The organism is Nonomuraea sp. PA05, assembly GCF_008086045.1.
Classification (GTDB): Bacteria; Actinomycetota; Actinomycetes; order Streptosporangiales; family Streptosporangiaceae; genus Nonomuraea; species Nonomuraea monospora.
Map to the genome: position 1 here is coordinate 183,146 of NZ_VSEY01000002.1, position 14,418 is coordinate 197,563.

Here is a 14,418-nt window from a genome sequence, read left to right on the forward strand (position 1 = left end):
AGACCGCGACTTGCGGACCTTCAGGAGGCAGAATCTATGGCCTGAGCTGCGCTGACTAGTCCCTCAGGCCGCTATGTGGCTAATCTGTGATTGACGCGAAACTCATTCGTATTGATCTTGATTGATTGGTCCTGAATGTGTCCCGGTTGTGTCTCGGAACCGTGACACGGGCTCTCGCGGAAGGCGATCAGCTGATGCCGCGCCGCTTGAGAAGCTCCTCGATGTCGGAGAAGTCGTCATCGCCCTTGCTCGCCGGCTTCTGCGCGACGGCCGGCTGCTGAGGCTTGGCGGCCGGCGCCGCCTTGGCCTGGCCGCCGCCCCGCACGGGCTGCCGCGCTTCCGCCGCCGCGCCGGAGTCCTTCGCCGCGCCGGTGTCCTTCTTCTTGCGCCCGGACGACAGCTTCCTGCCCCGCATCACGCCCGACACCACGAACAGCACCACCGACAGCCCCGCCACGGCCACGCCCGCCCACACGGCAGGGTTGAACACCAGGCCGGTCACGAACCCGACCACGGTGGTGCCGATGTTCCACAGTGACTGCAGCGCGCCCGTGAGGTAGGCCGCGACCGGCAGCAGCGCCCACGCCGTCGTCCGCAGGCCGGCCGCCGCTCCCCTGCGCCTGAAGGCCAGGAACGCCAGCACCAGCCCGGCGATGGTCACCCCGGCGCACAGCGGCAGCCAGGCGATCGCCTCGAAGTTACCCATCTCGCCGCCCCCTCGTCATCGCTCGCTCGTGCCCTCCATCCTGGCACGCGGAGACATTTCCGCCTCCTCCGCGAGAACCACATTTCCCTTAGGGGTAACGCTTCAGGACGGCAGAAGATCCCTGAGATCGGCGACCCCGACCTCCGTCAGGGACGACACCACCAGCCGGCCGGGAGCCGGCTCGATGGGCAGCAGGCTCGGCACCGCCACCACGGCGCAGCCCGCCGCCGTCGCGGCGGCCACGCCGTTCGGGGAGTCCTCCAGCACCACGCACCGCACCGGCGGCACGCCGAGCAGCCGGGCGGCCGTCAGGTACGGCTCCGGGTCCGGCTTGGTGCGGGTGACGTCGTCGGCGGTGACCACGAGGTCGAAGCGGTGCCTGCCGAAGCTCTTCAGCACCGCGTCGGCGATCTCCTGCAGCGAGGACGTGACCAGCCCGACCGGCACGCCCTCGGCGCGCAGCGCGTCCAGCAACTCGGAGGCGCCCGGCATGACGTGCACCCCGGCCGACAGGCGGGTCACCATGCCGGTCACCATCCACTCGCGGACGGTCGCGGGCGGCACGGCGGCGCCGGACACCGACAGCATGTAGTCGACGGTGCGCTCCATGGAGCCGCCTACCAGGTGGACCTGGTGCTCGGGGGTCCACTCGGCGCCGAGCCTGGCCATCACCTCGGTCTCGACCCGCAGCCAGACGCGCTCGCTGTCCACCAGCAGGCCGTCCATGTCGAAGAAAACCGCTCGCATTCCCGTCCCCGATCCGCGCCGCCGCTCACCGCGCCGCCGCCTTTGCCACTCGCCACCCTGCGGCCTGCTGCCCGCCACCCTGCGGCCTTGCCACTCGCCACCCTGCGGCCTGCCGCCGGGCGCCTCACGGCCCGGCGCCTCACGGCCCGGCGCCTCACGGCCCGGTACCTCACGGCCCGGTACCTCACGGCCCGGTACCTCACGGCCCGGTACCTCACGGCCCGGCACCTCATGGCCCGGCACCTCACGGCCCGGCGTCCGGCCGCTCGCCGCCTGCGCTCAGCGCCCTGACGCCCGGGCCTTGCCGCCTGCCGCCTGATGCCTCGCTGCTGGGCGCCCTGCTGCTCGGCGCGCCGCCCGTCCACCATGCCGTCCGGCCGCCGTGCCCCCGCCCGCGCGGGCGGGGGCCGCGGTCGGTCAGACGTTGAAGTACTTGGCCTCCGGGTGGTGGGCGACCAGGGCCGAGGTGGCCTGCTCCGGGTGGAGCTGGAACTCCTCCGACAGCGTCACCCCGATGCGCTCCGGCGCGAGCAGCTCGAACAGCTGCTTCTGGTCCTCCAGGTTCGGGCAGGCCGGGTAGCCGAAGGAGTAGCGGCAGCCCTGGATGTTGACCTTGAGCATGTCGTCGAGCGACTCCTCGCCGCCGATGCCCCACTCCGAGCGGACCCGGGCGTGCCAGTACTCGGCCAGCGCCTCGGTGAGCTGCACCGACAGGCCGTGCAGCTCCAGGTAGTCGCGGTAGGCGTCCTTGGCGAACAGCTCGGCCGTGGCCTCGGAGATCTTCGCGCCCATGGTGGCCACCTGGAAGCCGACCACGTCGACCTCCCCGGAGTCCTTGGACCGGAAGAAGTCGGACAGGCACAGGTGCCGGTCGCGGCGCTGGCGCGGGAAGGTGAAGCGGGTGCGCTCGCTGCCGTCGTCGTCGAGGATGATCAGCGAGTCGCCATCGGCGACGCACGGGAAGTAGCCGTAGACGACGGCCGCCTCCAGCAGGCCCTCAGTCTGCATGCGCTCCAGCCACATGCGCAGCCGCGGCCGGCCCTCGGTCTCGACCAGCTCCTCGTAGCCGGGCCCGTCGCCGCCCCTGGTGGGCTTGAGCCCCCACTGGCCGAGGAACAGGGCCCGCTCGTCGAGGAAGGCGGCGTACTCGTTCAGCGAGATGCCCTTGACGACGCGGTCGCCGTGGAACGGCGCGCGCGGCAGCGGGTTGTCGGCGGCCACGTCGGAGCGGGCGGGCAGCTCCTCGACGGGCGTGCGGACCAGCGTCGCGCCGGTCTTGACGCGCCGCTCGCGCAGCGGCGGCAGCGTCGCGCCCGCCACGCCGCGCTTGACGGCCATGAACGCGTCCATCAGCCGCAGCCCCTCGAACGCGTCGCGCGCGTAACGCACCTCGCCCCCGAACAGCTCGGCGAGGTCCTGCTCGACGTAGGCGCGGGTCAGGGCGGCGCCGCCGAGCAGCACCGGGTACCGCTCGGACAGGCCCCTGGAGTTCATCTCCTCCAGGTTCTCCTTCATGATGACCGTCGACTTCACCAGCAGGCCCGACATGCCGATGACGTCGGCCTTCTGCTCGTCGGCGGCCTCCAGGATGGCGGAGACGGGCTGCTTGATGCCGAGGTTGACGACCTGGTAGCCGTTGTTGGACAGGATGATGTCGACGAGGTTCTTGCCGATGTCGTGCACGTCGCCCTTGACGGTGGCCAGCACGATGCGGCCCTTCGTCTCGCCCTCGACCCGCTCCATGTGGGGTTCGAGGTAGGCGACGGCGGTCTTCATCACCTCGGCCGACTGCAGCACGAACGGGAGCTGCATCTGGCCGGAGCCGAACAGCTCGCCGACCGTCTTCATGCCGTCGAGCAGCACGTCGTTGATGATCTCCAGGGCGGGGCGCTGCTCCAGGGCGGCGTCGAGGTCGGCCTCCAGGCCCTTGCGCTCGCCGTCGATGATGCGCCGCTTGAGGCGCTCCCACAGCGGCAGCGCGGCCAGCTCCTCGGCCTTGCCCGCGCGCATCGCGGCGGCGTCGACGCCCTCGAACAGGTCCATGAACCGCTGCAGCGGGTCGTAGCCCTCGCGGCGGCGGTCGTAGACCATGTCGAGCGCGACCTGGCGCTGCTCGTCGGGGATGCGCGCCATCGGCAGGATCTTGGAGGCGTGCACGATGGCCGAGTCGAGCCCGGCGTTGACGCACTCGTTGAGGAACACCGAGTTGAGCACCATGCGGGCGGCCGGGTTGAGGCCGAAGCTGATGTTCGACAGGCCGAGCGTGGTCTGCACGCCCGGGTAGCGGCGCTTCAGCTCGCGGATGGCCTCGATGGTCTCCAGGCCGTCGCGTCTGGTCTCCTCCTGGCCGGTGGCGATGGGGAAGGTCAGGCAGTCGACGATGATGTCCTCGACCCGCATGCCCCAGTTGCCGGTCAGGTCGTCGACCAGGCGGGAGGCCACGCGCAGCTTGTGGTCGGCGGTGCGGGCCTGGCCCTCCTCGTCGATGGTCAGCGCGACCACGGCCGAGCCGTGCTCGCGCACCAGCCGCATGATCCTGGTGAAGCGGGAGTCGGGGCCGTCGCCGTCCTCGTAGTTGACGGAGTTGACCGCGGCGCGCCCGCCCAGCATCTCTAGGCCGGCCTGCAGCACCGCGGGCTCGGTCGAGTCGAGCATGATCGGCAGCGTGGAGGCGGTGGCGAAGCGGAACGCCAGCTCCTTCATGTCGGCCACGCCGTCGCGGCCGACGTAGTCGACGCACAGGTCGAGCATGTGGGCGCCGTCGCGGGCCTGGTCGCGGGCCGTCTCGACGCAGTCGTCCCAGCGGCCCTCCAGCATGGCCTCGCGGAAGGCCTTGGAGCCGTTGGTGTTGCAGCGCTCGCCGATGGCCAGGTAGGAGGTGTCCTGACGGAACGGGACGGTCTGGTAGAGCGAGGACGCGCCGGGCTCGGGGTGCGGGCGGCGGGCCGTGACCTCCTGGCCCCTGACCCGCTCGACCACCTGGCGCAGGTGCTCGGGCGTGGTGCCGCAGCAGCCGCCGACCAGGGACAGGCCGTAGTCGCGGGTGAAGGTCTGGTGGGCGTCGGCCAGCTCGCCCGCCGACAGCGGGTAGTAGGCGCCGTCGGAGGTCAGGACGGGCAGGCCGGCGTTGGGCATGCACGACAGCTTCAGCCGCGAGTGGCGGGCCAGGTAGCGCAGGTGCTCGCTCATCTCGGCCGGGCCTGTCGCGCAGTTGAGGCCGACGATGTCGACGCCGAGCGGCTCGATCGCGGTCAGCGCGGCGCCGATCTCGGAGCCGAGCAGCATCGCGCCGTTGGTCTCGATCGTCACCTGCGCGATGATCACGATGTCGCGGCCGGAGGCCTCGATGGCCCGCTGGGCGCCCACGACGGCGGCCTTGACCTGCAGCAGGTCCTGGCACGTCTCGATGATCAGCGCGTCGGCGCCGCCCGCGATCAGGCCGGCGGCGTTGTCGCGGTAGGCGTCGCGCAGGCTCGCGTACGGCAGGTGGCCGAGGGTCGGCAGCTTGGTGCCGGGGCCCATCGAGCCCAGCACGAAGCGCGGCTGGTCGGGCGTGGCCCAGTGGTCGGCGGCCTCGCGCGCGATCCTGGCGCCGGCCTCGGAGTACTCGAAGACGCGGTCGGAGATGTCGTACTCGCCGAGGGCGGCCAGGTTGGCGCCGAAGGTGTTGGTCTCCACGCAGTCGACGCCGACGGCGAAGTAGGCGTCGTGCACGCCGCGCACGATGTCGGGGCGGGTGACGTTGAGCACCTCGTTGCAGCCCTCGTGACCGTGGAAGTCGTCGATCGTCGGGTCCTGGGCCTGAAGCATCGTGCCCATCGCCCCGTCGGCGACGATGACACGCCGGGCCAACACTTCTCTGAAGGTCGGGGAGATGCTCATGGGGAAAAGCTTATCGGGTGCGCCTCGCGCGACGCTCGAGCGCGGGTCTGTCCAGGCCTTTTCCCGCATCCTGCGAGAAACGCTAGGGTACGTTCCGTCAATTGTACTTTGCGTCCAATTGGGGGCTCTCATGGCCTACCGCACCGTCCTCGTCGGCACCGACGGCTCACCCTCCTCCTTCCGCGCCGTCACGGCCGCCGCCTCCCTCGCCGCGGCCACCGGCGCCACCCTCGTCCTCGCCTGCGCCTACCTGCCCATGCGGGAGAGCACCCGGGCCGCCGCCGCCGACCGGCTCGGGGACCTGGCGTACAAGGTGAGCGGCTCCACCCCCGCGGACGACGCGCTGCGGGCCGCTCGCGAGCACGCCGTGGCGGCGGGGGCCGTTGACGTGGTTCTGGCGGCGGAGCAGGGGGAGGCGGTGGATGTGCTCGTGTCGCTGGCCGGGCGGCACGCGGCGGATCTGCTGGTGGTGGGGAATCGGGGGCTCAACAGCCTGGCGGGGAGGTTGCTGGGGTCGGTGCCGTCGGGGGTCACGCATCGGGCGTCGTGCGACGTCCTCGTCGTCCACACGACGGCCGGAGGGCGCTGAGGGCCACGTCGGCGTGCCGTGCCTGGCAGGCGCGGTGGCGCGGCACGGGCGCGCCTGGAGGCGCGGTGGCGGCGTGTTGGGGGCGGGGTAGGGGCGCGGTGGGGCGGCGCGGGCGTGGCGGTGAGTGCGCTGGGGGCGAACGCCGTGCGCCCGCCAAGCCCGCCCCCCGCCGCGCCCCGGCCGTGGCGCGGCGGCCGGCCGACACGCCCGCACGCGTGTAAGGGAGCGCGCGGCCACAGCCCGTCCACCAGCGGTGACGCGCCGTTCGAGCCCGCACGACGCCGCTGACCCCGCCTGACCGCCACGCTCACCCGCCCCGCTCCCCCACCACCCCGCACGTTCCGGAGGTCGTCGCGGCGCGGCGTTCGGGAAGAGATCGGTGACGGCGACGGCTCCTTACCGCATAGGCTTAGCGGGACGATGGAGAGAGGAGGCGACACGTGATAGAGCTCGAAGGGCTCCCCGAGCTCGTCGACCCGGTGCTCATTGCCGCGTTCGAGGGGTGGAACGACGCGGGCGAGGCTTCCAGCGGTGTGATCGCCCACCTCGAGTCGGCGTGGAAGGCCGAGCCGCTCATCGCGCTCGACCCCGACGACTACTACGACTTCCAGGTCACCCGTCCCGTGGTCGAGATGAGCGACGGGCTGGCGCAGTCGATCGTGTGGCCGACCACGCGCCTGCTGCGCGCCCGCCCGCCGGGGCTGGAGCGCGACGTCGTGCTGCTGCGCGGCATCGAGCCCAACATGCGCTGGCGCTCGTTCTGCGACGACATCATCTACATCTGCCGCGAGCTGGGCATCGAGCTGGCCGTGATGCTGGGCGCGCTGCTCAACGACTCGCCGCACACCCGGCCGGTGCCGATCCTGGGCGGGGCGACGAACGAGGGCCTGGCCCGTTCGACGAACCTGGAGCTGAGCCGCTACGAGGGCCCGACGGGCATCGTGGGGGTGCTGCAGCACGCGTTCGGCAAGGCCGGGCTGGACGCGATCTCCTTGTGGGCGTCGGTGCCGCACTACGTGGCGCAGCCGCCCAACCCGAAGGCCACGCTGGCGCTGCTGCGCCGGCTGGAGGACGTGCTGGAGATCCCGATGCCGCTGGGCGACCTCGACGAGGAGGCCAGGGCGTGGGAGCACGGCGTCGACGAGCTGGCCTCGCAGGACAGCGAGGTGGCCGAGTACGTCAAGGAGCTCGAGGAGCGTAAGGACGCGGCCGAGCTGCCGGAGGCCAGCGGCGATGCGATCGCGGCCGAGTTCGAGCGCTACCTGCGGCGTAGAGATCGCGACACTGACAGCTAACCTTCAGGGATTAGATCCGACATTTTTTCCTGCTTTCGGGTAATAATCGGGAACCCGTATAAGTTTGCACCAAGTTGGGACTCCAGACTTAGGACGTAACCTCCCGACATCGGCTTCGCACGTGATGCCTGCTCAACTGACCGCGCACGTTAGGCATGCCATGGCGACACCCCATGTAGACCCGCACCACAGGAGCCAGGACACCAGGCAACGAGTTCTGCAGATGGCCGTCTCCCTCAGGGAGGACCGCCCCGGCGGCTCGGTGGACTACTTCCTCGCCCTGCTGCAGGACCGCCTGCCACTCTGGCTGAGCATTCTTCACGATCTCTCCCACCGCATTGGAAAAGGGTCCGTTTCGGACAACCTTCTGCCGATCGCTCGTGCGGGGATCGAGTACTACATAGATGTACAAAGTGCGGCGCTGCCCGCCTTCATCTCCCCGAACGTGACCGTCCGCTTCCGTCAGGCCGTCCGTGAGACGGGGCTCGGGCCGCGCGCCGAGACCGCGCCCCTCGCCGCTTACCTGGCGGCGGAGCAGCGGCTGGGGCGGGTGCGGCCTGAAGTGGATCCGGAGGCCAGCGCGCGGCTGATGGTCGCGGGCTGCTTCCATCGGGCCTATATCGAGATGTTCATGGGGGCGGACGCGGGGCCCGCTCGTGAGGTCAGCGCCCGGGAGATCGTGCGGGAGCTGCGGCTGGAGCCTGTTCCCCAGCCCGTCTGAGCGATCAGGCGGGCAGGGATACGAGCCGGGCTGGTAAGAGCGGGCGCCCGGCACTGGCGAGCATGCGCACCGGGTGCCCGGCGGGTGCTCGATGGGCCGGGCGGGTTCAGGCGCGGCGCAGCGGCTGCCGTTCCGCCGCGCTGTGGCGGCGTCGCAGGGCCTGGTCGTAGCGGTGCCAGATGAGCGCCGCCACGTCGGGATCCGCGCCCAGCGGCTCGCTGACCAGCCCCGCCCCCACCGACGCGAGCCGGTCATGGAAGTAGCCGGGCGCGAGCACGTACGAGGCGATGGCCACGCGCGCGGCCGGGGTCGAACCCAGCCGCTCCATGGCCTCCTCCAGCGACGGCGTGCCCGCCGAGGCGAAGGCGGCCGTGACCGGGCGCGCCAGGCGCACGGCGAGCTGGTGGGCGGCGGCGCGCACGTCGGCCAGCGCGGAGGGGTCGGACGAGCCGGCCGCGCCGAGCAGGACGGCGTCCGTGGAGCGCAGGCCCGCCCGCGCCAGCTTGCGCGCCAGGGCGGAGGTGAGCAGCCGGTGCGGGCCCAGCCAGCCGGCCACGACCGCGTCGGGGCGGTGCCGGGCGATGACCTCGGGCAGGTCGATGTGCACGTGGTAGCCGCCGGCGAGCAGCAGCGGCACCACGACGACCGGGCCGGGGACGGCGGGCAGGACGTCGGCCAGGAGGGGCGAGCTGATCTCCAGATAGCTCAGCTCCACGCGCTGCCCGGGGCGGGCCCGGCGGGCCGTCTCCGCCAGCGCCGACAGGGTCTGCTCCCCTTCGGCGCTGCGCGTCCCGTGCGCGGCCAGGACGAGCGCGGGCGTCACCTGCTCACTCCTGCGCGTCCGGACGGCATGGTGCCCCAGGGCATGGTGTTCTCCTCGTGATGATGGCGGTGCTGGACGGCCCGGGTGCCGGGGGTCAAAGGCCTGCCTCGTACAGGCAGGCGAGCCGGTAGCCGCGCTTGACCACCGTCTCGACGATGCCGCTGGGCCCGAGGGCGCGGCGCAGCCGGGTGATGGCCATCTCGACGGCGTGCTCGGCCGAGTCGCGCGCGACGCTGCCCGGCAGCACCGTGCGCAGGTCGGCCCGCGACACCACGTGCCCCGGCTTGTCGGCCAGGCGCTTGAGCACCGCCATGGGGGCGGGCGGCAGCGGGCGCAGCTCGCCGTCCACGACCACGGCGTGGCCGCGGATCTCGAGCCGGTGGTCGCCGGCCGTGAGGCGGGTGACGCCGTGCTCGGGCAGGTGCCTGGCCAGGGCGCGGGCCAGCGCGCCGAGGCGGGAGCGGTCCGGCTGCAGAGTGGGGACGCCGCGCGAGGTCAGCGGTTCGGCGGTGACGGGCCCGACGCAGGCGGCCACGACGGGCCCGCCGAACGCGGCCAGCAGCGCCTCCTCCAGCCCTTCTGCCCTGGCCGCGCCGAGCATGGCGTGCACGGCGGGCGCGCTGGTGAAGGCGACCGCGTCCACGGAGCCGGAGATGGTCTGGCTGATGAGGCGGCGCAGCGGCGAGATGTCGCGGTACGGCAGCCACCGGTAGACCGGGATTTCGATCACCTCGGCGCCGGCCTCGCGCAGCGCGGCCACGAAGTCGCGCAGCGGCTCGCCGTGCTGCTGCACCGCGATGCGCCGCCCGTGCAGGTCCTGGGCCAGGAGGTACTCCTTGACCTCGTTGCACGACTCGGTCGAGGGGGTCCAGTGGTCGTTGAGCCCGGCGGCGCGCACCGCTCCCCTGGCCTTGGGGCCGCGGGTGAGCAGGCGGGCCTTGGACAGGTGCTCGCCCAGGTCGGCGGACAGCCCCCAGCCCTCGGCGGCGGCCATCCAGCCGCGGAAGCCGACGCCGGTGGTGACCACGACGTCGTCCAGCGGAGACTCCAGGCTCTGCCGGGTGGCGGCGAGCAGGTCGGCGTCCTCGGCCAGGGGGACGAGGCGGATCGCGGGGGCGCTGACCACGCGCGCGCCGCGGCGCTCCAGGAGCGCCCCGAACTCCTCGCGCCGTCTCGTCGCGGTGACGCCGACGGTGAAGCCCGCCAGCGCGTCGGGCGCCGTCTCCGGGGTAGAGCCGCCCTCAAGGGGAAGCGCGCTCATGCCTGCACCTCCAGGTAGTCGTGGATGCCTGGCCGGGCCCCGAGCACCCGGCCAGGCATCACAGGCGCGTGTGACGCAAGTGAGATCACCCTCCGATACTGCTTTCGGGTGGTTTCGCCACTGGGTCTCTTCTGTTACCGCTGTGCTACAAGGCATCACCTTCGCGGTTGGCGGGGCGCACTCCAGGGAAACGTTCATCGTGACTATCGCGGCCTATCGGGGAGTAGCGGGTGACGGTCCGGCCTATTCGCACGTTCGATGATCCGGTGCTCCGCTCGGTCGCGGCGCCGATCCAGGAGTTCGATCGGGAGCTGAGGCAGCTGGTCAAGTCGCTGACCGCGACCATGCGGGCGGCGTCGGGGCGGGCGGGTCTGGCGGCGCCGCAGATCGGCGAGCCGGTGCGGGTGGTGGTCTACGCCTACGACGGCAAGTCGGGCCATCTGGTCAATCCGCGGCTGGAGGTGTCGGAGCGGCGGGTGACCGCGGACGAGGCGTGCCTGTCGGCGCCCGGCGTGTGGTGGCCGCTGGAGCGCTCCTACATGGTCACGGCGCGTGGCCGCGACATGTTCGGCAAGCCCGTCAGCGTGCGGGCGCTGGGGGTGCTGGCGCGGGTGTTGCAGCACGAGGTCGATCATCTCGACGGGGTGCTGTTCAGCGATCATCTGGAGGAGGGCGAGCGGGAGCGGTTCCTCGCCGAGGCGCTGCCCGCCTGCCACTGAGTCGCACAGGACCTGTTCAGGGGCAGGTCTCGCGGTACGCCAGTTCCGGGATGTGCTGCCGCCATTCGGCCTGGGTCAGCCCGCCGTCCCGGCGGCAGATCGCCGTGGTGGCGGCGCCGGGGTCCACGATGATCTCCCGCAGGGCGCCGTCCGCGGTCGAGACGAGCAGGGCGGTCCTGTTGAACGCCACGGCCGGCACGGATCGGGTGTGGTAGGTGATCGGGTAGGCGATCCGCTGGTATCCCCTCCACTCCCAGAGCTGGATGCCCGGCTCGCCCTCGCTGCCGACGGTGGCGAGCAGGTCGCCCCGCGGGTGCGGGACGAGCGCGGCGACCGACGCCGTGTACGAGGTCTGCGGCGGGGCCAGCGGCCTGCGCAGCTCCTTGTCCCAGAACGTCAGGTTCCCGTCCCCGCCGCCGACCGCGGCCCTGTCCCCCGCGAAGAGGATCTTCCCCGCGGCGCGGGCGTCGGAGGCGTGCGGGCGGAGCTCCCCGGTGGCCGTGTCGACCAGGATCCGTCCCCTGCTGGATCCGTCGGCGAGCAGGCGGCGGCCGTCCGGCTCGAAGACCAGAGCCTGCGCGCCCGCGTCGGGGACGGTGCGGATCCAGCTCCTGGCGCGCACGTCCCACAGCTCCAGGTCGCCGATGTGCGGGCCGCCGGGGTCCGCATGGAGGGTGGCGATCGCGGCGGTCTCGCCGCCGGGAGAGAAGGCCACGGACAGCACCCCGGCGGCCCGGGGGCTCCGGAGGCGCAACGCGCCGAGGTGGCGGGCGTCGCGCGTGTCCCACAGGGTCACCACGGGCGACCGCGGGTGGGTGAGGACGAGCGTGCGCCCGTCGGGGCTGAACAGCGGCGAGTACGCCGTCCCCTCGGGAAGATCGGCGACGGGTAACGGACCGCCCACGGGCCTGCGCGTGGCGACGTCCCACAGGCGCACCTCCGGCCGGCCCTCGCGACGGCCGGTCGTCACCAGGCGACGGCCGTCGGCGCTCAGCAGCCGCTCGCCGCCGCCCGGCGCGAGCACCTGCGGGCGGGTGAAGGGAGAGACGTCCAGGACGCTCACCGTGCCGTACCGTCCGGGCACCCGCAGCAGCCGGGCGTCCGGTGAGAACCGGGGCTCGGCTCCGGCCGCGTCCGCGTGGATCGAGGTGTTCAGCAGCAGCGCCCCGTCGTCCACCCGCCACAGGAGCAGCCATTGCCCGCGCCACGTCCCGGCCAGGAACCGGCCGTCCGGGCTGAACTCCAGCCCCTCCGCGGGCGGGACCAGCGCGCTGTGGAGCACCTTGCCCGACGGGACGTCCCACAGCCGGATGCCGTCGGGCGTCGAGACGGCCAGGCGCCGCCCGTCCGGGCTGAACTCGCCCGCCGTCGCGGTCTCCGGCAGCGAGGGGAGCCTGAGCGGCCCGCCGCCGCGCACGTTCGTGACCTGCACTCCCCCGTCGCCGGAGTCCCGCGCCGGGATGGCCAGGGCCAGCCGGCCGTCCGGGCTGACGGCGGCGACCGGCTCGCCGGGCAGGCGCGTCCGGTCCGCGACGTGCCAGGCCTCGCGGGCCCCGTCACGGACGCCGAGCAGGACGCGCCCGTCCGCGCCGAAGCCTGCCGGGTCGAGGTGGGGGAAGGCGATGCCGAGGTCGGTCAGGCCGCCCGCGCCGACGGCCCACACCTGGGTGCTGGTCCCGTCGTGCACGGCCAGCAGGCGGCCGTCGGGGCTCCACACCAGCTCAGAGACGCGCGAACCCGTCCATCTGGCGCTCGCCACCTCCTTCCTCGTGGCCAGGTCGAGCACGCGCAGCGCACCCGGCGCGGACTCGGTGGCGGGCGTGTGGACGGCCAGCCTGGCGCCGTCGGCGCTGAGCCCGTGCACCAGGTCCGCCGGGTCGTACGGGGCGGTGACGATGTCCACCAGGGGCAGCGTCATGGAGTCGATCAGCTCACCCCTGGCCTCGGGAACCGGAGCGATCCGCCAGGCCGCGGCGCTCAGCCGGCGGGCCAGCTCCGGGTCGCTGGTCCGCAGGGTGGCCGCGCGCCTGGCGGCCAGCCGGGCCGTCGCCTCCGCCAGCCGGTCGTCGGCCACGCCGGCCTGCCGGATGGCGACCCCCGCCGCGATCATGGAGGCGGCCAGCAGGACCGCCAGGACTGCCGAGACGGCGACCCTCGTCCGGGAGGCGCGCCGGGCCAGCGCGGCGCTCGCCTCGACGAAGCCGCGTTCCTGGGGCGTCAGCTCCCCCGGCTCGGCGAGCAGCTTCTCGGCGGCGGCGAGCCGGGGGCCGCGGTAGAGCAGCCCGGCGTCCCGGCCGTGCGCCTCCCACGCCTCGGCCGCGCCGGTGAGCTGCCGGTGCGCGCGCAGGCGGTCGCGCCCGTCGTCCACCCAGCCGCGCAGGCGCGGCCACGACTCGATCAGGGCCTCGTGCGCGAGCTCCACCGTGTCCTGGTGCAGCGTCAGCAGCCTGGCGGCGGCCAGCCGCTCGACGACCAGCGCGGTGTCCTCCTCGCCGTGCGGGTCCAGCTCCGCTCTGGCGGCGGGACGGCGGGTCGCCTGCGCCCGCTCGCCCGGGTCGATCAGCCGGAGCAGGATCCGCCGGGCGATCCTCGCCTGCGCCGGCGACAGCTGCGCGTACAGCTCCTCGGCGGTGTGGCTGATCGCGCCCTGTACCCTGCCCACGCCGTCGTAGGCGTCCAGGGTCAGCAGCTTCCCTGTACGGCGCCGCCACACCTCCCGCAGCGCGTGCGACATCAGGGGCAGCGCCCCCGGCTCGCCCGCGACGTCGGCGATGATCGCGGCCGTCAGCGCCCGCTCCACGGTCAGGCCCTCGGCGGCGGCCGGCCGCACGATCGCCTCCCTGAGCTCGTCCTGGCGCATCGGCCCGACCAGCAGGCCGGACTCGCGCAGGGCCGTGGTGAGCGCGTGGTGCTCGGCGCATCGCCCGTAGAAGTCGGCGCGCACCGCGATGACCACGCTCATCCGGCTCCGCGCGCCGAGCAGCAGGTCGATGAACTGTTCGCGCTCGCGCCGGTCCTGGCAGAGCGTGAACACCTCCTCGAACTGGTCGACCACGACCAGCGGACCGGCGTCGCCGCCATCGCCGTCGCCATCGCCATCGCCGTCGTCGCCGTCGTCGCCGTCGTCCGGCGCGAGCCGGCCGGCGTGCCGCATCGGATGTTCGCCCGGGGTGAGCATCACGCACCGCCGCCCGTCCTGCACGGCGGGCACGAGCCCGGCCCGCAGCAGGGACGACTTGCCGCTGCCCGAGGAGCCGAACACCGCGGCGAACCGGTGCCGCCGCAGCAGCTCGCACAGCTCTTCGACGAGCCGTTCCCGCCCGAAGAAGCGACCGGCGTCGTGCGTGCCGTAGGAGGCCAGGCCCGGGTACGGCCCGGCGGCGTCGTCCTCGTCCGCGCGCTCGCGTGCCAGCTCGGCGGCCACCTGCCGCCAGCCGCGCTCCCACTCGGAGACGTCCCCGCCGCACGCCTCCACGAAGGCGAGGACGACGGGCAGCGACGCCAGCCGCTCACCCGCCGCCGCCTGCGACAGCGTGGTGACCGAGTAGCCGGCGCGCCCGGCCATGGCCCGGTAGGTCAGGCCGCCCGCCTCCTGGCGCAGCTTGCGCAGCTCGGAGGCGAAGCGCTGCACCGGCCCCGCTGCCGGGTCCACCGGGCTCTCACGACGGCCCGCCA

Annotated in this window: 10 protein-coding genes; 4 read left to right on the forward strand and 6 right to left on the reverse strand. The window is 73.2% G+C overall.

Annotation, left to right across the window (positions count from 1 at the left end; translation table 11 throughout):
* Nucleotides 1–187: 187 nt before the first annotated feature.
* The 3 genes from FXF51_RS03865 to metH form a co-directional block, all read right to left on the reverse strand.
* The gene (locus tag FXF51_RS03865; protein ID WP_148432836.1) at nt 188–706 is read right to left on the reverse strand and encodes a cellulose synthase; all 519 of its coding nucleotides are present in this window, start codon (nt 704–706) and stop codon (nt 188–190) included.
* Nucleotides 707–808: 102 nt separating this feature from the next.
* A complete protein-coding gene (locus FXF51_RS03870) occupies nt 809–1,453 on the reverse strand; it encodes an HAD family hydrolase (protein ID WP_148432837.1) in 645 nt (214 codons plus the stop codon).
* A gap of 417 nt (nt 1,454–1,870) precedes the next feature.
* The gene (gene metH / locus FXF51_RS03875) at nt 1,871–5,335 is read right to left on the reverse strand and encodes a methionine synthase (protein ID WP_148432838.1); all 3,465 of its coding nucleotides are present in this window, start codon (nt 5,333–5,335) and stop codon (nt 1,871–1,873) included.
* A gap of 130 nt (nt 5,336–5,465) precedes the next feature.
* On the opposite strand from metH, the gene FXF51_RS03880 reads away from it, so the two are divergent.
* The 3 genes from FXF51_RS03880 to FXF51_RS60475 all read left to right on the forward strand — a co-directional run bounded on the left by FXF51_RS03880 (nt 5,466) and on the right by FXF51_RS60475 (nt 7,940).
* Nucleotides 5,466–5,924 carry a universal stress protein gene (locus tag FXF51_RS03880; RefSeq protein ID WP_148432839.1) on the forward strand — a complete coding sequence of 153 codons (459 nt, stop codon included), beginning with the start codon at nt 5,466–5,468 and terminating at the stop codon, nt 5,922–5,924.
* A 440-nt stretch (nt 5,925–6,364) separates the two neighbouring features.
* Nucleotides 6,365–7,219: a PAC2 family protein gene (locus FXF51_RS03885; protein WP_148432840.1), complete on the forward strand. Its 855-nt coding sequence runs from the start codon at nt 6,365–6,367 to the stop codon at nt 7,217–7,219.
* 223 nt (nt 7,220–7,442) lie between these two features.
* The gene (locus tag FXF51_RS60475) at nt 7,443–7,940 is read left to right on the forward strand and encodes a hypothetical protein (protein WP_187414160.1); all 498 of its coding nucleotides are present in this window, start codon (nt 7,443–7,445) and stop codon (nt 7,938–7,940) included.
* Between the two features lie 106 nt (nt 7,941–8,046).
* On the opposite strand, the gene FXF51_RS03895 is transcribed toward FXF51_RS60475, so the two are convergent.
* Nucleotides 8,047–8,763, reverse strand: coding sequence for a sirohydrochlorin chelatase (locus FXF51_RS03895; protein WP_148432841.1), 717 nt, complete (start codon nt 8,761–8,763; stop codon nt 8,047–8,049).
* 94 nt (nt 8,764–8,857) lie between these two features.
* On the reverse strand, nt 8,858–10,024 hold the full coding sequence (locus FXF51_RS03900) for a uroporphyrinogen-III synthase (RefSeq protein ID WP_148432842.1): 1,167 nt from the start codon (nt 10,022–10,024) through the stop codon (nt 8,858–8,860).
* Between the two features lie 230 nt (nt 10,025–10,254).
* Between FXF51_RS03900 and def the strand changes: the two genes are divergently transcribed.
* Nucleotides 10,255–10,743: a peptide deformylase gene (gene def, locus FXF51_RS03905; RefSeq protein WP_148432843.1), complete on the forward strand. Its 489-nt coding sequence runs from the start codon at nt 10,255–10,257 to the stop codon at nt 10,741–10,743.
* Nucleotides 10,744–10,759: 16 nt separating this feature from the next.
* Here def and FXF51_RS03910 read toward each other — a convergent pair whose 3' ends face one another.
* A complete protein-coding gene (locus tag FXF51_RS03910) occupies nt 10,760–14,395 on the reverse strand; it encodes a helix-turn-helix domain-containing protein (protein WP_148432844.1) in 3,636 nt (1,211 codons plus the stop codon).
* Nucleotides 14,396–14,418 lie beyond the last annotated feature (23 nt).